Raw genomic sequence first — 18,681 nt, 5'->3', positions numbered from 1 at the left:
GATTACGTTTTGCTTGTTCAGTTTTCAAGGTTCATGTTTTGCTTGTTTTAGCGTGTCACCTTGGCGACTCATATAATACTACACGCTAAATAGATAAAGGTCAACACTTTTTCAATATTTTTTTTACATGTTGGAAAACTTCCTATATAAATGATTCTATATTTCTTTGTACTCTAGAGTCTTTTTGATGATCATTTCATTCTTTTTTCCACTTTTAAGAATAGGAGTTTAACATACACTTTAATATAAAAATAACTCAAAATATACTGGTATTTTTTATATTAGCAACCATGTCCATGCAGAATATTTTCATAACCTTCTTTTTTATCGAGAAAAAAACCCGGTATAGGCACCGAGTTTTTTAAAATGGAAAGAAAAATGGCACTGCTAGCATCATGACGACAAACATTACGACCTGTAGTGGTAATCCAACCTTCACAAAGTCCATAAACTTATAACCCCCCGCAGTCATAACAAGTGCATTTGTCGGCGAGGCAATTGGCGTGGCAAATGCCATACTTGCTGCCACCGCTACGCCAATCATAAACGTTGTTGGATTTGCATCCATGGCAATCGCTGCGTTCATGGCAATTGGCGCAAACAGGACAGCAGTTGCCGTATTACTAATAAATTGCCCGAAAATTACCGTCAAAATATAAATTCCAATAAGTACCCCATAAGGGCCGTAGCTACCGAGTACATCGATAATTCCATTCGATAAAATTACCATACCGCCAGTTTTTTCTAGCGCTGTTGCCATCGGAAGCATCGCTGCAACAAGGACAATGCTTTCAAAATTCATATTGTTATATGCATCCTCCATATTGCGCAAACAGCCTGTTAAAATCATTAGTACTGCACCAATCATCACGGAAATAACAGCAGGGAAAACTTCAAAAGCCATTAGTACAATCATTAAAAGCATAATAGCACCCGCAATTCCCGCCTTACCTGTGGCTGCGGCAACACTTGCATGCTCTTTTGGCTGACCAACTACTACGACGTCCTGCGTTTCCCTTGCGAGTAGCACGATTTCATCCCATGCACCCTGCACGAGAATGGCATCACCGAATTTCAACTTATGTGAAACCATATCCTGTAGCTTATAGCCACCTCTACGATTAATGCCAATAATATTGAGATTGTATTTTTCACGGAAGCCCAATGAGCTGACTGTCTCATTCGTGAAGCTAGAATTTGGCGTTAGTAGTACCTCTGCAATGCCGAGGTGCTTCGATACCAATTCATCAGCTTCTCCCTCAACTAACTCTTGCATTTCTAAGCCATAATCCATAGCCAAACGACGAATATCTTGTTCCTCACCTTGCACATAGAGCTCATCCGTCGCATGTATAACGCTTGTTGGACCAGCCATTTCCTGATAAGTCATTGGCAATAGATTTATACCTTCTTGCGATTTACGATGAATTTTCATCATACAGAGCGCATATTTCGCAGGTAGCTTCAATTCTGCTAGTGACATACCAATAATTGCAGAATCCTCAGGCACATATATTTTAAACAAACGATTGTTCAAATCATATTGCTTAATAATTTTCTTTGGCGAGAGTTTGTAGCCAGCATTTGTTTGGGTACGATTTTGTTCATTGGGCAATAATACATTTCGTACAAGCACCAAATAGATAATACCGACAATCATCCCAACAATGCCAATCGGTGTCACTTCGAAAAAGCCCAGTTTATTATAGCCACGATCCACCAAAAGCTGACTAACAATTAAATTCGGCGGCGAAGCAATTAATGTCATTAGCCCAGATAGGCTTGCTACATAAGAAAGAGGTAACAAAAATTTAGAAGGACTTTCCTTCATACTAATTGCGATACTAACAACAATCGGCATCATTAAAGCTACTGTACCCGTATTACTCATAAAAGCGCCGACAGAGCCAACAATCACAAGTAGTAACACAAATAACTTCAGCTCACTATCGCCTGACCATTTCAGCAATAGCTGCCCTGCCATCCCTGCAAGTCCCGTACGCAATATCCCAGCACCCACGACAAAAAGCCCTGCAATCATTAGTACAACAGAGTTCGAAAAACCAGCTAACGCCTCCGCTGGTGTTAAAATATCCGTAATAATAAATGCAAGGAGCGACACTATCGCAACCAGATCAGCTCGTACACGATTCGTCATAAATGCAAATATCGTTGCTCCTAAAATGATAAATGTTAATGTAAGTTGCAAATCTTATAATTTCCTTTCCATAATGATGACAGTTCTATTCTATACGAAAAAGAGCACAAATAAGTCTATTTCACCCTATTTGCGCTTTTTTATAAATATAAATGTATAAATCTAGACACAATTACCAGAAAACGTTGCCGTTTTATCTGTAGGTTAAACCCCATTATCATTATGGCCATCAAGACAAACGTTCTCTAGATACCAGGCAAACAGTAACTAGGTAAAATTTTACAGATTATTTATATAAGAATGCCATCCTTGACGACAATTCGCCCATTTTTGATGACTGTATGAGTGTGATTCACGCCGTAAAAATATTGTAGCTGCTTATAATTAGCGACATCGAGCATGATAACATCTGCTTGCTTTCCTACTTCAAGTGAACCAATCTGATTGCCTCGATTAAGAGCATACGCAGCGTTAATAGTCGTCGCTGTTAATACTTCCTCTAGCGTCATGCCCATGTACATACAAGCTAGATTCATAATAAACGGCAGACTCATCGTCGGGGACGAGCCAGGATTAAAATCGGTTGAAATGGCAACAGGTACCCCTTCATCGATCATCAGACGCCCTCTTGCAAAAGGAGCGCGCAAGAAAAATGCGGTTCCAGGGAGCAATACAGCAATCGTACCTGTTGCTGCCATTTTTCGAATCCCTTCATCTGAAGCAACCAATAAATGCTCTGCCGAGATTGCCCCCACTTCAGCGGCTAACTCCGCTCCTTTATATGGTTCAATTTCATCGGCGTGGATTTTCGGTGTTAGTTCTAACGCTTTTCCTGCCTCTAAAATACGGCGGGATTGCTCTGGTGTAAATACACCTTTTTCACAGAATACATCATTGAACTCTGCAAGCCCTAGTTCGGCCACTTTCGGTAGCATCTCATCTACGAGTATGTCGACAAATTCGTCTTCACGACCTTTATAATCACGCGGTACTGCATGAGCCCCCATAAATGTACTCACTATATCTATAGCATGTGTAGCTTGTAGCTTTTTGGCTACCTCTAACTGCTTTCTTTCATTTTCCCAATCCAAGCCATAGCCCGATTTTGCCTCAACTGTTGTGATGCCGTGTTTTAGAAATACATCTAAATGGCGCAGCGTCTTTCCATACAATTCATCAAAGCTAGCTTCTCTTGTGTGCTTTGTCGTTGCATGAATCCCACCACCTGCATTCATGATGTCCATATAAGTGGAGCCATTTAAGCGCATATTAAACTCCTGCTCACGCGTACCTCCATGTACTAAATGCGTATGGCAATCGACGAGGCCAGGCATAACGACCTTCCCCGATGCATCGATAACCTCTGCCGCTTTGAGTAAATCAGGGTGGTCTGCTTCCAACTGCGCGAAGGTACCAATTGCAACGATACGATCATTTTCTATCAAAACACTGCCATGCGGGACTATTGCAACATCTCGCATTTGTTCTTTTATGCGAGGACCTTGTGCTACACATTTTAAGGTAATGACTTCATTGGCATTTTTTATTAAAATCGTCACTTCGCATCATCCCTTTGCTTTAGCATAGGCATATGCACACCTTTTTCCTTTGCTGTATTGATGGCGATTTCATAACCAGCATCTGCGTGACGCACAACCCCTAACCCCGGGTCTGCTATTAATACCCGAGCAATCTTATCTGAAGCAAGCTGAGAGCCATCCGCTACTAATACTTGACCAGCGTGCTGCGAGAATCCCATTCCTACGCCACCACCATGATGGACACTTACCCAGCTTGCGCCACTTGCCGTATTAACAAGTGCATTTAAAATAGGCCAGTCAGATACTGCGTCCGAGCCGTCTTTCATGCCCTCTGTTTCACGATTTGGAGAGGCAACAGAGCCAGAATCTAAATGATCCCGCCCAAAGACAATCGGTGCTGATAACTCCCCGCTAGCAACCATTTCATTGACCTTCAGTGCGAATCGATGACGATCACCATAGCCTAACCAGCAAATACGTGCCGGTAACCCTTGCCATTTCACCATTTTTTGTGCCATATCAATCCAATTCACTAAAGCTTTATCATGTGCAAACATCTCTTTTGCTAGAGCATCTGTTTTATAAATATCCTGTGGATCACCGGAAAGTGCCGCCCAACGGAAAGGCCCTTTTCCTTCACAGAATAATGGACGGATATACGCTGGCACAAAGCCAGGGAAATCAAATGCATTGGCCACACCCATTTCTTTTGCATATGCTCGAATATTATTACCATAATCAAATACTTCTGCACCCGCCTGTTGAAATTCAAGCATTGTACGAACATGCTCTGCCATCGTTTCTTTTGCTCTTTGCTCGTAGGTTTTTACATCCTTTTTACGCAAATCAAGCGCTTCCTCAAATGTCATCCCGTTTGGAACATAGCCATTTATCGGATCATGTGCAGATGTTTGGTCTGTTACAAAGTCAGGAATAATAGCACGATCAAGTAGCTCACGATTTACATCTGCACAGTTGCCAACGAGTCCAATTGATGCAGGCTCCTTTTTTTCACGTAGTGCATCCACTAATTGAATGGCTTCCTCTACCGTTTCAACGATATAATCACAGTAGCCTTCTTTTATTTTGCGTTCGATTCGCGCTCGATCTACTTCGACTACTAAAATCACGGCACCAGCCATTTTGCCAGCTAAAGGCTGAGCGCCACTCATGCCTCCCATTCCCCCAGTTAAAATAAATTTACCGCGCAAATCTGCTGTACCAAATACTTTTTTGCCTGCTTCCACAAAGGACAGATACGTTCCTTGTAAGATACCTTGTGCACCGATATAAATCCAGCTACCTGCCGTCATTTGACCGTACATCATTAAATCGCGGTCCTCTAGTTCATAAAAATGCTCCCAGTTTGACCAAGCTGGCACTAGATTTGAGTTTGCAATGAGAATCCGCGGTGCATTTGCATGCGTACGAAATACAGCAACCGGCTTTCCGGATTGAATGAGTAAAGTTTCATCATTCTCTAATTTTGTCAACGAAGCAATAATTTGCTCATAACTTTCCCAATTGCGAGCTGCTTTCCCGATACCACCATAGACAATTAGCTCATCTGGATTTTCCGCTACTTCAGGATCCAAATTATTCATCAGCATACGCATAGCTGCTTCCTGTGTCCATCCTTTACATGTAAGCGTTGTTCCTCTTGGTGCACGAATATTTGTTTTTGTCTCCATATTGCCATCCCCTTTGCTTTTATTTCGACATTGCCACTAACTCATCGCTCGTCAATAAATAGTTCGCTAACGCTTCAATTTCATCTCCAATCGGTTGATCGGTTGTAAGCGGCGGACAAATTGCACGCACCTTTTGCAAAAATTGACTTGTAGCTGGGGCTAACTGTTGCTCCGCCCTATCTAAATGAATAGCTTGTGATGCGCAAATCATTTCTATCGCAATGACACGAGCAGCATTGTGTACGATTTGACGTACTTGACGAGCAGATGTTGTCCCCATACTGACATGATCTTCCTGATTACCCGATGTAGGAATCGAATCTACACTTGAAGGGTGTGCCAATACTTTGTTTTCCGACACGATTGAAGCTGCTGTATATTGCGCAATCATTAGCCCACATTCAATCCCGGGATTTGTTGCTAAAAATGGCGGTAAACCTTCGTTAAGTTGTGGATTGACCATACGTTCCGTGCGTCGTTCGGAAATATTGGCCCATTCACATACACCAATTTTTAAAAAGTCCATCGCTAAGGCAATTGGCTGTCCGTGGAAATGTCCACCAGATAATACTTCTCCGTTTTCTAAAACAATAGGATTATCTGTCGTTGCATTCATCTCAGTTTGCACACGTTCCTCTGCATAGAAAAATGACTGCCATGATGCGCCATGCACTTGCGGAATACAACGAAGTGAATAGGCATCTTGCATCCGGATTTCACCCTGTTTTGTCACTCGTTTACTCCCATCAAGCCACGAGCGGATTCGCCCACCAACAAGCTCTAATTCCGAGTGTGGTCTTACAGCTAATAGAGCTGGATCAAAGGCTGAAGTAATACCTTTTAATGCTTCAAGCGACAGACTTGCGGCCATATCTGCGGCAAGCCCAATGCGCTCTGCCTCATTCAATGTTAAGACACCAATACCTGTCATTGCCTGTGTACCGTTAACTAGCGCTAGCCCCTCTTTTGCTTGTAGTCGTACAGGCGTCAATCCTGCATGCTGTAATGCCATACCACCACTTACAATCTCACCTTCAAACTCCGCCTTCCCTTCTCCTACAAGCACTAAAGCCAAATGTGAAAGCGGTGCTAAATCACCACTTGCCCCAACAGACCCTTGTGACGGTACTATCGGATGCACGCCTTTATTGATGCAATCCAGTAATAGCTGTACTGTCTCTAGTCGAATTCCAGAAAATCCACGTGCTAATGCATTAGCACGTAATATCATCATGGCGCGGACAACTTCTGTCGGAAACGGTACGCCAACACCAGTGGCATCTGATCGTAGTAAATTCAACTGTAATAGCTCATTATCCGCCTCATCAATACGAATATGACTTAGTTTTCCAAATCCTGTGTTCACACCATAAATGGCTTGCCCTTCCGCTAAACGCTTTTCAATGCGCTCCCTACTTAATTGAATGCGCTGTTCACTTTCAGTGGATAACACAACAGTGACATGCCCCTTCACGATTTCCTCTACTTGCTGTCTTGTTAATGTATTGCCATCAAGCTCAATGATAGACATCATTTAATATCCCCCTTGTTCTATATCTTGGGTAAATTATCTATATCGATAGAAATTCCTCTACTTATATTGTACAAACTCCTTTTTTCAGAAAATAGAGAATTTTAAAAGAGAAAACAGGAATTATTAATGATTTTTATGTTATTTTTAATAATATAATATTACTTTTTTACGAAACTAGATTATTTTAAGGTGGGTTAATTGTTATGCGAATTTTATTGATTGATAGAGACCCTACAGAATTATCAGGTATTCGGTGGTTTTTACAAACTTACTTCCCTGGAGATATTATAGTTGAAATGTGTACGGCTATTTCTGAAGCAACTGAGAGCATTCAACAGTTTGAACCTGAGGTAATTTTACTGAATATCGATTTAATTCCTAATAACCGTTTAACGAAGCTTTATCAGCTATTACAAAAACACTCTGGCACTATTTTTGCAATAACGACAGAACCATTATTTAAAAATGCCATGAAAGCAATTGATTTGCAGGTTGCACACCTTTTTGTAAAACCCATTGATTTAGAAATTTTAAAGCAAAAACTTGCTACAATTTCGATTCATACGGCGAAGGTAAAGAAAGCCTATACCCAAGATACAGACGAAACATTTTACTATAGATTATTTTTAGATAGCGAGACCAGCTCTTTAGATACAGATATGTACTTCACGATGATTGAGCCTGAGCATCCTGAAACATTAAATAAACTGTACAATTGGATTCAGCAAACGCCAATTTACCATCATATGAAAATCTATCCATTAGCAGAAAGTATTGTCTGTCTATTTCAAATACAAGATATTAAAACCGTTGAAAAAGATGTGCGCACATTGATGAAGGAGTGGAGACTCACCAATAATAGTTCTCTTAATATCGGGATTTACGACTACACACCTGCAACATTAAAAAATATGTACACTTTAACCAAGCGTGCACTTCATCAAAGTTTTTACGAAGGATTCGGCCATATTTTTTATGCGACCAGACAGTTAGAAACGCAACCATTTGATCCGTTATTAACACCAGAAGAGCAACAATTACTTATTAAAAGTTTAGAAGACGGAAATCTTGAAGAAATCAAAGCCTTTTTATATCGATTATCTAATGAAGGGATTTATTACGAACAGGATGATTTACGAATTCATTTGACAAGTGTTTTGGCTCAAATTCGACGCTTTATGCTGAAATATAAATTGCACGAGAAGGCTGTTATCGAACAAAACTATCGTCAGCTTTTTCATTTAATTATTGAACATCCCATACTTTATACAATACTTAATGGCATTATTTCTTTTACACAAACATTGATTGCCTTAGCTCGTCAGGCTCGCATGGAGAAAAAAGCAGACTATGTAGAACTGGCACTAGAAATTATCGAGCAACAGTTTCAGGATAGTTCATTGTCCTTGCCCTTCGTTGCCTATAAATTAGGGATTAGCCCCAATTATTTGAGCACGATTTTCTCAAAGAAGCAAGGCTTACCATTTAAACGCTCTTTACAGCAAATGCGCATTCAAAATGCTACAAAAATGCTTGTCGAAACAGATTTTGCGATTAGTGAAATCGCACTTCTAAATGGCTTCGATGACCCAAATTACTTCATCAAAATATTCAAACAACAAATAGGTACTACACCTAATCGTTATCGTAAAACTTGAAAAATACAGCCACTTAAATTTAGTATATTTTCAATTAGCACACTCTATTTTCAACACGCGTATAGTAGAAACTAGATAGAAACCTTCACTTCTATCTACTTTAAAGTCATTCTATTATTTACATGCCTTACTACAGAAAGTGCCAGCTAACAGGATTACCGTCATTTAAGTAAATCTTTTTAAATTTATGTCATTCATCAAAAGTGATGCATAATCTTATTAGATTATGCATATATTAATAGTTTATATCTTAATATAAAAATTCTTTAACAATAATTATTATAATCTACTAGCAATTCTATTTTAGATTTGTTATAGTTATAAATGAAGAGTTTGACTTACAATTTTTCCAGGAGGTAAACTATTATGACAAACGTAAATGATCGTAGCCGTCGCTTTACAACAGCAGGTGGTGCCCCAGTAGTAAGTAACCATGACTCTATGTCTGCAGGACCACGAGGACCTCTTTTACTTCAAGATGTATGGTTAGTCGAAAAATTAGCAAACTTCAACCGTGAAGTTATCCCTGAACGTCGGATGCATGCAAAAGGTTCTGGTGCATTTGGTACTTTCACTGTAACGCATGATATTACGCAATATACAAAAGCAAAAATCTTCTCTGACATTGGCAAGAAAACAGAAATGTTCGCTCGTTTCTCTACAGTAGCCGGCGAACGTGGTGCAGCTGATGCAGAACGTGATATCCGTGGATTTGCACTTAAATTCTATACTGAAGAAGGTAACTGGGATTTAGTCGGTAATAATACACCTGTATTCTTCTTCCGTGATCCACTACACTTTACAGATTTAAACCATGTAGTAAAACGTGATCCACGTACAAATATGAAAAACGCAAATTCAAACTGGGATTTCTGGACTTCATTACCAGAAGCCCTTCACCAAGTTACAATTGTTATGTCCGATCGTGGTATTCCGAACGGCTTCCGCCATATGCATGGTTTCGGTTCTCACACTTACAGCTTTATCAATGCTCAAAATGAGCGTGTATGGGTGAAATTCCACTTCCGTACAGAACAAGGTATTAAGAATTTAACGGGAACTGAGGCTAATGAGGTAATCGGTAACGACCGTGAATCTTCACAACGTGACCTTTATGGAGCAATTGAAAAAGGCGATTTCCCGAAATGGAAAATGTACATTCAAGTAATGACAGAAGAACAAGCTCGTGCATTACCATACAATCCATTTGACTTAACAAAAGTTTGGTACAAAGGCGACTTCCCACTAATTCCAGTTGGTGAATTCGAGTTAAACAAAAATCCAGACAACTACTTTGCAGAAGTAGAGCAAGCGGCATTTGCACCTTCTAACATTATTCCTGGCGTTAGCTTCTCTCCAGATAAAATGCTACAAGGTCGTATCTTCGCATACGCTGATGCACAACGTTACCGTTTAGGCGTAAATCACTATATGCTACCTGTAAACGCACCAAAATGTCCATTCCGTACTTTCCATCGTGATGGCGCTATGCGTTTTGATGGCAACCTTGGTTCAACAATGAGCTACGAGCCAAATAGCTATGGTGAGTGGGAACACAACTTAGACCATAAAGAGCCTGAATTACGTATCGATGGCAATGCTGGCATTCATGACTTCCGTGAAGATGACAGCAACTATTTCGAGCAGCCAGGTAAATTATTCCGCCTAATGACTGCGGAAGAACAACAACGTTTATTTGAAAATACAGCTAATGATATGGCTTCTGTTGAAGAATTCATTAAACGCCGCCACATCTTACACTGCTATTTAGCTGATCCAGCATACGGTGAAGGTGTTGCAACTGCAATGGGTCTTTCATTAGAGGGTATGGACCTGTCAAATCCATATGTAAAACAAGCAACTAACGTTTAATTATCCAGTTTTATTGATATCTAAATCCAACTTTTACCCCATGCGACTTCGCATGGGGTTTTTTTTATTTCATATAAACGTAGAAAGGTATTGAAACCAGATGAAATGCCATTTTGTAAACCACTATCATTATGTGAATATAATCAAAATACAGGGGTTGTCCCAAATGTAACAACAGTATGCTTAGAGTTATCCTATCGTGCTATTTTTCACCATACAGGAAAATTGGCAGTATATTTTTCGAAGGACTTTTAGAAAGCCCTTGTCCTCTTGCTGTCTTAGTGTATAGGTAGCATAAATAGCGTTTCTTTTATCTAATCCTTGTTATTGATAAATTTGACTGCCGGCCTTTTTAAACTCCTCTGCCTTTTCCTGCATGCCCTGATGAATGGCTTCTGTCGTATTTAAATCTTTTTCTTTTGCATAGTTACGAATATCCTGAGAAATTCTCATACTACAAAACTTAGGACCACACATCGAGCAGAAATGTGCTGTTTTTGCCCCCTCTGCTGGCAATGTTTCATCGTGGTATTCGACTGCTCGTTCAGGATCTAAAGATAAATTGAATTGATCTCGCCAACGGAACTCGAAACGTGCTTTTGATAGGGCATCATCCCGTACTTGCGCCCCTGGATGACCTTTTGCTAAATCAGCTGCATGTGCTGCAATTTTGTACGTAATGACCCCTACACGAACATCCTCACGATTTGGCAAACCTAGATGTTCTTTTGGTGTGACATAGCAAAGCATCGCCGTTCCGAACCAACCAATCATCGCTGCGCCAATAGCAGATGTAATATGATCATAGCCTGGTGCAATATCTGTCGTAAGTGGACCTAATGTATAAAAAGGTGCTTCCTTACATACTTCTAATTGTTTGTCCATATTTTCCTTAATCAGATGCATCGGCACGTGACCTGGCCCCTCAACCATGACTTGTACATCATGTTTCCAAGCAATCTGCGTCAGCTCCCCAAGTGTTTCAAGCTCTGCAAACTGCGCCTCATCATTGGCATCTGCAATAGAACCTGGACGTAAGCCATCCCCTAAAGAAAAAGCCACATCGTACGTCTTCATAATTTCGCAAATTTCTTCAAAATGACTATATAAGAAACTTTCTTCATGATGAAATAAACACCACTGCGCCATAATGGAACCACCACGCGAAACAATACCCGTGACACGATTGGCTGTTAAAGGCACATAACGCAGTAAGACCCCTGCATGTATTGTGAAATAATCAACCCCCTGCTCTGCCTGCTCGATTAATGTATCACGGTACACTTCCCACGTTAAATCCTCAGCAACACCATTTACCTTCTCTAGTGCTTGATAAATTGGCACAGTTCCCACAGGTACCGCAGCATTACGAATAATCCATTCACGTGTCGTATGAATATGCTTCCCTGTAGATAAATCCATAATATTATCTGCACCCCAACGTGTTGCCCATGTCATTTTTTCTACTTCCTCAGCGATGGATGAAGATACAGCCGAATTACCGATATTTGCATTAATCTTCACATGAAAGTTACGGCCAATAATCATTGGCTCTGCCTCTGGATGATTAATGTTGGACGGCATAATTGCACGACCAGCAGCAATTTCAGCACGAACAAATTCAGGATCTAAATTTTCGCGAATTGCTACAAACTCCATTTCGGGTGTAATCATGCCCTTTCTTGCGTAATGAAGCTGCGTCACATTACGTCCTTTTTTTGCTCGCAGAGGTTTTCGATCAAGTCCAAGAAAGACATTTTCTTTCATACGAGGATCAGCTACATTGCGGAAGCCATTATCCTCTGGCTTTATCTTACGACCCTCGTATTCTTCTACATCCCCACGTTCCCTTATCCAACCGCTTCTTAAAGCAGGCAAACCTTTTGTAATGTCTACTTTGTAAGTAGGGTCTGTATACAGGCCACTTGTATCATAAACACGCACTGGTGCATTTTCTTCTTCTCCAAAGTTTCCAGTCGTTGGACTTAACTGAATTTCACGCATTGGCACTAAAATATCTGGCCGTGAGCCTTCTACATACACCTTTTTGCTTCCATCAAAACTGGACATAATCGTAATGTTTTTTTCGCTAACTGTTGTCATAAACTACTTCGCTCCCTTTTACATATTGTTATGAAAGGACCATCTAGCTCACCCCAACAACTTGCTACATAAGAAAAGCCGAATCCAAAAAATATTGGATCCGGCTGTGAATGTAAGGGTTTCATTTATCACAAAGTGCAAGTACTGTGATAATCATTAACTTTCCCACGCTGGTATGAGCCAGATCAGGTCCAAAGGGTCAAGAAACCTCAAAGCGTTTCCCTCTCAGCCTGACTCATCAGACTCCCCTAGTTAAAGCTATTCAATTTGATGTTAGTGTAGCAGATATTGCTAATAGATGGAAGCCATATGTTAAAACCATGATGACAATATTTGAAGTACAATTTGTAATGGCCGATATTTCTACAGCAAGTAAAATTACGTAAAAAGTAATTCTGCAACGTAAATAACTATGGTCACTGTGATACAACTAACTATGGTTGAAAATAACACTGTTTGTGCAGCAGTTGCCGATTCAACATCGTATTCTAAAGCAAGGCTTGAGCTATTGCGTGATGTTGGAAAAGCACTAGCTATAAAGAGTGACTGAGCCACAACACCGTCTAGGCCAAGCGCAAAAATAATGACAAGCGCCACAGCTGGGCCAATAATCAATCGTGTAAAGCAACTGACAAAAACAGTTTTATTAAACATCGACTTGATTTCAAGCTGGGATAGTTGTGCGCCAAGCGTAATGAGTGCAACAGCGATAAAACCATCTGCTACATGGTCGATTGGAATTCGAATAAACTGCGGAATACTGATGTCGAAGTAATTCATTGTTACACCTATAATAAGCGCATGAATAATAGGCATTTTCAAAAAATCTTTCAGGATAGCCATCCCGGATTTTGTCGAGGAAATAAGATTATACAAACCATATGTATAAGTCGTCATATTTTGAAAAATAACGAGGATGACTTGAATAGCCACGCCAATAGGTTGGGCCGCGAATATCATTTGGGCCACCGGTATCCCGTAGTTACCTGAGTTAATGAGCACAACACTATTTTTAAATACCGCAGTCTCTGTTTTCGCTAAACCTAGCCCCTTTGCTAAAAAATGACTGAGCGCCATTTGACTCCCAATAAAAAGTACGATAAATAGCACCACCTGTCCTAGTACCGCTGGCTCCACACTCGTTTCATATAAATTTACAAAAACCGCAGCAGGCATAAAGCAATAGGTAATAAGATGGGATAATGCCTTTAAATTAAATCTAAATTTCTTCTGCAACATGGCCCCAAGTACAAGCAGCACCAAAATAGGGGCAACAATCTGAAAAAAAATCATGCCGAGATACATATGTAGTAGTCCCCCCTTCCATCTCTTTCTATAGTAGAACTATCCGCCTGCCTGGTCAATGTGCCTCAACTAACCTGAAAAGAGCATTTTTAATGGATTGCTCATAATAATTTTTCATTCTAAAAAAATCTGCTAGACTTCAACACGGAAAGTAATTTTAGGCAAGCCCCTGTCAAAGAGGCTTGCTATTTACCCGCAGAAAGCAACAGATTTTTGTTTTTCATGCTATGCTATTCTGATTGAAGAAAGAATTTAAACCACCTTGAGCAAAATCCTTTATTAAGCAAGTTTAAAACGTTGAACAACCTCTTGTAATTCTTGCGAAATTTTATTCATATTACTTATTGAATCTGCAACCTTTTCTAACTCTGCCTGCTGATCAATTGTTGAAGCACTTACTTCTTCTGCAGAAGCAGCTGTCTCCTCTGAAATAGCTGAAATGCTTTGAATAGCCATTATTGCTTGGTTTTTGTGCTCTAGCATACTGGAAAGTTTAGCAAGTAACTCGTTAATTGCATTTGCAATAGAACTAGACAACTCACTATTGTCCTTAAAGACTACCTCCGTACTTTGTACTGATTCATTTTGTGCTTGCATTAAACTAGCATTAGATGCTATTACGAGTACTGTTTGTTTAGAGTTTTCTAATATACTATCTACGGTTGTCTTAATTACATCCGTTTCATTTTTCGACTGTTCTGCTAGTTTTCTAACCTCTTCGGCTACCACTGCAAAACCTTTCCCATGTTCTCCTGCTCGAGCGGCTTCAATACTCGCATTAAGTGCAAGCAGATTGGTTTGCTCCGCTATCCCCTGAATGGATGCAATGACTTGATTGATATTTGCAATGTTAGAAGTTAATGTTTCAATTTGCTGTTGTACTCGTCCATTCATGTCATTTGTTTCCGCATTACGTTCACGCAAACTATCAACTTCTCTCATACCTTTTTCAGTTGTCGTTTGCGTTTTGCTAGAAAGCTCTTCCATTTGAGTGGATAACTGTGTAATCGTATCAATCTGATCAGAAAGATCCATCATTCGATAATTGGTTTCTTCCGTGTCTTCCGATTGCTTTGAAGCACCTTGAGCAATTTCATTTATCGCAACTGTAACTTCCTGACTAGAAGCTACAATCTCATTGAATGCTTCATGAACATGATTTGATGATTGGTTGAGCAACGTTGTAGAATGCAACACCGTATGTATAGCATCATTCGTTTTGTCTAACATATGATTATAAGCTACTGCAACTGCGCCTATTTCATCTGCTTTAATATATTTTTCATCCACTTTTTTCGTTAAATCTCCATCCGCTGCAGTTTCTATCGATGCACGTAAAAGCTTTAATGGCTTCAATTGTTTATAGATAAACCATGCACTTACAGCTGCCATTAAAATAACAATGATAATTGCCGCTACGATAGTGAATACAAGAACCTGATTATAGGTTTCAAGAATCTTAGATTTTGGTACAACTAATTGAACCGTCCAGGTTTCGTCAATTTCGTCCAATACCATAGGTGCAAAAGCATTATACGACTTTTCTCCTAATTGCTTCGAATCCACATACATACTGTCTGGTTTACCATTTTCCATGAAACTATTAACACTTGCCCAGTCGATTACATCTTGCATATATGTACCATCTAATTTTTCATTAATACTATTTACCGTTAATATGCCGCTAGCAGTAATAATACCTGCATACCCACCATCCGGCTTAATAGAATCAGCCAGTCCCTTTAAAAAATCAATGGATAAATCAGCTGTTAACACCCCAAAGAATGTACCCGAGGAATTAACTAGCGGGACAGATATTGTTGTCATCGAGATTGTTTCGCCATTCACCTTATAATCATAAGGCTCTGTAAGTATAGCTCGCTCCTCTTCTTTAGGGACCCAATACCATTGTGCACTACTTTTTTCTTCAAGTCCTTCTATAGCAGTAGTTGCTATTTTATTGCCGTTTTTTGACATATAGGGTATGAAACGTTCCTTTGTATCAATTAAAGTAACATCAATAGTCGGCTCTACTTGCGCAGATTCCTTTTCTAAAATAGCTCCTACTCCAATCAAATCATCGTTCTTTACTAGATTGGTTTCCAAAATATCCATTAAGCCTTCAGCTGAAAGTCCGCCATTATTGTGCATTGTTTCCACTATGCGTTTAGTTGTTTGTAATGTATCATTAGCTTTCTTAAAGCGTTCGCTCATCTTCGCAGCAGAAAATTGAGCATTTTGAAGTGTTGCATCTTCTGCATCATCCACACTTTGATTATATAAGATGCAACTTGTTACTACTGTATAAGTAATAAACAGCACTAAAAATAATCCTATGATTAAAGAAGATAATTTTAAAGCAATACTTTTGGATTTTTTCATTACAAACACCTCCATTTTTTATAAATAATCATAATGTATGGATATTCATATCACAACAAAAGATTTAACAACTTAATATAGAAAAATTAAGTTTATCTCAGAAATTCTGCTACATTTTAAATCATTACAATCTAAACAAGACAAAAAAGGCGTGTCTCAACCAAAATATCAGCTTCAGACAACGCTCTTTTCTTTTCCCAACTAGTAAACCAGTTCTTAATCCTGTCGTTCGGTTCTAGAGCTAATTGCTCCTCCAACATTTTCTTTAGTAATAAATATTGTTCCTCGACAGCAACTGTATTATTTAATGCATCATACAGCCTCATAAGTGTAAAGTAACTTTCCTCTCCATCTGGCTGAATGTATCCAGCAGTTTTGCTATTCTATCCGTCAGTTCGACCATTCTATCCGTTTCTCCAGCAATAGAAAACAGCAGGCTAAGGAAAAAATCAAAAAATCCATAGCCTGCTGTTTGTTATACACTTCCATTCTATCCGTCTCTCCCATTCCCATAAGGACCGAAGATACACATTCATATAAAAAAATCACGACCTATCTACCTATTCATCCAAAAAATGCATAAAAATATCCTAAGCTATGATAAAATTAGTAATTATAGAAATAGGAGGTTTTCACGTATATGAAACACAAAAGAAGCCTTGCCTTATTTGCTTTAGTAGCAGTTCCTTCGCTCATTCTTACTACACCTACTACGTCAGCATCTGCTGCTGATATCTCGGCAAATTCAAAGACAGCATACATATACAATTATAGTTACAATTACTATTATTACTACAACTCTAATGTTTCGAACGTTATACAGCTCATTAATAACATTAATGATACCGTTTCATCATTTCAACCAACATTAGAGGCGGCTAATAAAGCCTACAATGCATTAACAGAAACAGAGAAGCAATACGTAACGAATTATGGCACACTGTCAAATCACCAGCAAACAAGGGTAGCCTATCGTCGACTGGCGACACAAATCGAAGAAAAGTTAGCTTCTGTCGAATCGACATCCATTAATTACTATCAAAACGTTATTGAAACGAGAGATTGGTATAACACATTGAATGCCGCACAAAAGTCCTTTGTTAGCGCAGATACACAAAAAATACTGACATCTTCTATCGCGCCCAATACATCCGTTGATAAAGTTGTTAATAAGATCCAATTGTTGAATTCATCTCGCATTAGCTTCCATAAAGATGTCGCTGAAGCAAGAGCTGAATACAATGCATTACGTAGATTTTCAAATGTTTCTTTCCCTAGCGGTACTGAAAAACTATTACTAGATGCTGAACAACTTGTCTTGAAAGATAAAGCTGCTGCCAAGGAAGTGGAAAATGCAATTGCTGCATTATCGCCAAAAACATCCACAACTCAGGATGTACAAGCTGTCAAAACAGCCTTTGAAGCGTTAACACCTGTTCAACAACAACTTGTTCCGAATGTAGGGATATTAGTAGATTATGTTAATGGAAAATATAAGCTCCCGTCTAAGGGTAATTCGATAAAAACGCCTATTTTATCAGACACAGCAGCAGTACCGGGGAAAAACACGGTGATGTCCAAAAGCAGAAATACCTATAAAGCAAAGATCAATGTTGCTGACTCTGAAATCAGCTCAGAGCGCTTTATTTTAACAACAAAAGCAAACATGACTGTCATCATTCCACCACTAGGTACTCTTGTCAATGAAGATTCTGGTGTAATGGATATCCAGCTCATAAGAAATTTAAATCGTATTACCTTCCAAGCAACTTTGAATAAAAAACCTGTAGAATTCGTGGCTGATATAGAAGTGATCATCGAAAATTTACCAAAGGATGCTTCAATCGTTCGTATCAATGAATTCGGCAATCAAGAACCGACTTCTTACACAGTCAATGACAATCAACACATTATTCAAACGAAAACATCTGGTACATTCCAAATAATTAGAAATTAACAAACCCGTAAAGAGCCAATACTACAAACAAATATTTATAGAGCAATTACATTGAGGAGAGCATATGCATGCTCTCCTCTCTTTTTACATCAACTTATTTTTCCTTTTTGTGTTCCACCAATAGTGCTGCCACTTCTTCTATCTGTCCTAAAATTGAAATTGGGTCAGAAAACCAGAAGCTCCATCCATCTATTTCAAAAATCTGATCTTTTTGTACAGCATCAAGAGTACCCCAGATTGGTGCACTCTTATAATCAAATATTTCTACAGCTTTATCTACTGCAACAAAAATATAGTCACCTAACGTATGTCAAACACTCGAATATAAATTTTAATATTTTTCTAATGGCTGTTTGATTTTATCCGTCACTTTACCCTTTCTATCCGTCACTTTGAAGATTTTATCCGTCATTTCGCCCTTTTTATCCGTCAGTTCAAACTATAATTCCAAATGAAAAAGAAGCACCATCTGCTATAAAG

At 39.2% G+C, this 18,681-nt stretch carries 10 protein-coding genes and 1 riboswitch; of the genes, 3 read left to right on the top strand and 7 right to left on the bottom strand.

Annotated features, from left to right (window positions below; translation table 11 throughout):
- Window positions 1-361: 361 nt before the first annotated feature.
- From ACOMCU_RS26825 to hutH, 4 genes are all read right to left on the bottom strand, one after another.
- Window positions 362-2,158, bottom strand: coding sequence for an SLC13 family permease (locus ACOMCU_RS26825; protein WP_080647705.1), 1,797 nt, complete (start codon window positions 2,156-2,158; stop codon window positions 362-364).
- Between the two features lie 290 nt (window positions 2,159-2,448).
- Complete coding sequence (gene hutI, locus ACOMCU_RS26820; protein WP_421052093.1) at window positions 2,449-3,717, bottom strand: imidazolonepropionase; 1,269 nt, start codon at window positions 3,715-3,717, stop codon at window positions 2,449-2,451.
- Entirely contained in the window at window positions 3,714-5,390 is a 1,677-nt protein-coding gene (gene hutU, locus ACOMCU_RS26815) for a urocanate hydratase (RefSeq protein ID WP_010857629.1), read from the bottom strand. Before hutU ends, hutI begins: the two co-directional genes overlap by 4 nt.
- Before the next feature lie 19 nt (window positions 5,391-5,409).
- Window positions 5,410-6,924 (bottom strand): histidine ammonia-lyase, encoded by a 1,515-nt coding sequence (gene hutH / locus ACOMCU_RS26810; RefSeq protein WP_036129772.1) that lies wholly within the window; start codon window positions 6,922-6,924, stop codon window positions 5,410-5,412.
- A 203-nt stretch (window positions 6,925-7,127) separates the two neighbouring features.
- On the opposite strand from hutH, the gene ACOMCU_RS26805 reads away from it, so the two are divergent.
- Window positions 7,128-8,582: a helix-turn-helix domain-containing protein gene (locus ACOMCU_RS26805; protein WP_421052090.1), complete on the top strand. Its 1,455-nt coding sequence runs from the start codon at window positions 7,128-7,130 to the stop codon at window positions 8,580-8,582.
- Between the two features lie 366 nt (window positions 8,583-8,948).
- The gene (locus ACOMCU_RS26800; RefSeq protein WP_010857626.1) at window positions 8,949-10,454 is read left to right on the top strand and encodes a catalase; all 1,506 of its coding nucleotides are present in this window, start codon (window positions 8,949-8,951) and stop codon (window positions 10,452-10,454) included.
- A gap of 324 nt (window positions 10,455-10,778) precedes the next feature.
- Here ACOMCU_RS26800 and thiC read toward each other — a convergent pair whose 3' ends face one another.
- The 3 genes from thiC to ACOMCU_RS26785 form a co-directional block, all read right to left on the bottom strand.
- Complete coding sequence (gene thiC / locus ACOMCU_RS26795; protein WP_010857625.1) at window positions 10,779-12,557, bottom strand: phosphomethylpyrimidine synthase ThiC; 1,779 nt, start codon at window positions 12,555-12,557, stop codon at window positions 10,779-10,781.
- A 145-nt stretch (window positions 12,558-12,702) separates the two neighbouring features.
- Window positions 12,703-12,817: riboswitch (TPP riboswitch) on the bottom strand.
- Between the two features lie 118 nt (window positions 12,818-12,935).
- Window positions 12,936-13,862, bottom strand: a complete 927-nt coding sequence (locus ACOMCU_RS26790) for an AEC family transporter (protein ID WP_421052088.1) — start codon at window positions 13,860-13,862, stop codon at window positions 12,936-12,938.
- Window positions 13,863-14,141: 279 nt separating this feature from the next.
- The gene (locus ACOMCU_RS26785; RefSeq protein WP_421052086.1) at window positions 14,142-16,244 is read right to left on the bottom strand and encodes a methyl-accepting chemotaxis protein; all 2,103 of its coding nucleotides are present in this window, start codon (window positions 16,242-16,244) and stop codon (window positions 14,142-14,144) included.
- 640 nt (window positions 16,245-16,884) lie between these two features.
- On the opposite strand from ACOMCU_RS26785, the gene ACOMCU_RS26780 reads away from it, so the two are divergent.
- On the top strand, window positions 16,885-18,201 hold the full coding sequence (locus ACOMCU_RS26780; protein WP_010857622.1) for a hypothetical protein: 1,317 nt from the start codon (window positions 16,885-16,887) through the stop codon (window positions 18,199-18,201).
- The last annotated feature ends 480 nt before the right edge of the window (window positions 18,202-18,681 follow it).

This window comes from Lysinibacillus sp. UGB7, assembly GCF_049058285.1.
Taxonomy (GTDB): Bacteria; Bacillota; Bacilli; order Bacillales_A; family Planococcaceae; genus Lysinibacillus; species Lysinibacillus sphaericus_B.
Note: the sequence above shows the minus strand (reverse complement) of the source record. Positions and strands in the feature narration are given on the sequence as shown.

Coding starts and splice junctions, on each gene's coding strand:
- ACOMCU_RS26825 (WP_080647705.1), bottom strand. CDS start 2,158: ATGACGAATCGTGTACGAGCTGATCTGGTTGCGATAGTGTCGCTCCTT.
- hutU (WP_010857629.1), bottom strand. CDS start 5,390: ATGGAGACAAAAACAAATATTCGTGCACCAAGAGGAACAACGCTTACA.
- hutH (WP_036129772.1), bottom strand. CDS start 6,924: ATGATGTCTATCATTGAGCTTGATGGCAATACATTAACAAGACAGCAA.
- ACOMCU_RS26805 (WP_421052090.1), top strand. CDS start 7,128: ATGCGAATTTTATTGATTGATAGAGACCCTACAGAATTATCAGGTATT.
- ACOMCU_RS26800 (WP_010857626.1), top strand. CDS start 8,949: ATGACAAACGTAAATGATCGTAGCCGTCGCTTTACAACAGCAGGTGGT.
- thiC (WP_010857625.1), bottom strand. CDS start 12,557: ATGACAACAGTTAGCGAAAAAAACATTACGATTATGTCCAGTTTTGAT.
- ACOMCU_RS26790 (WP_421052088.1), bottom strand. CDS start 13,862: ATGTATCTCGGCATGATTTTTTTTCAGATTGTTGCCCCTATTTTGGTG.
- ACOMCU_RS26785 (WP_421052086.1), bottom strand. CDS start 16,244: ATGAAAAAATCCAAAAGTATTGCTTTAAAATTATCTTCTTTAATCATA.
- ACOMCU_RS26780 (WP_010857622.1), top strand. CDS start 16,885: ATGAAACACAAAAGAAGCCTTGCCTTATTTGCTTTAGTAGCAGTTCCT.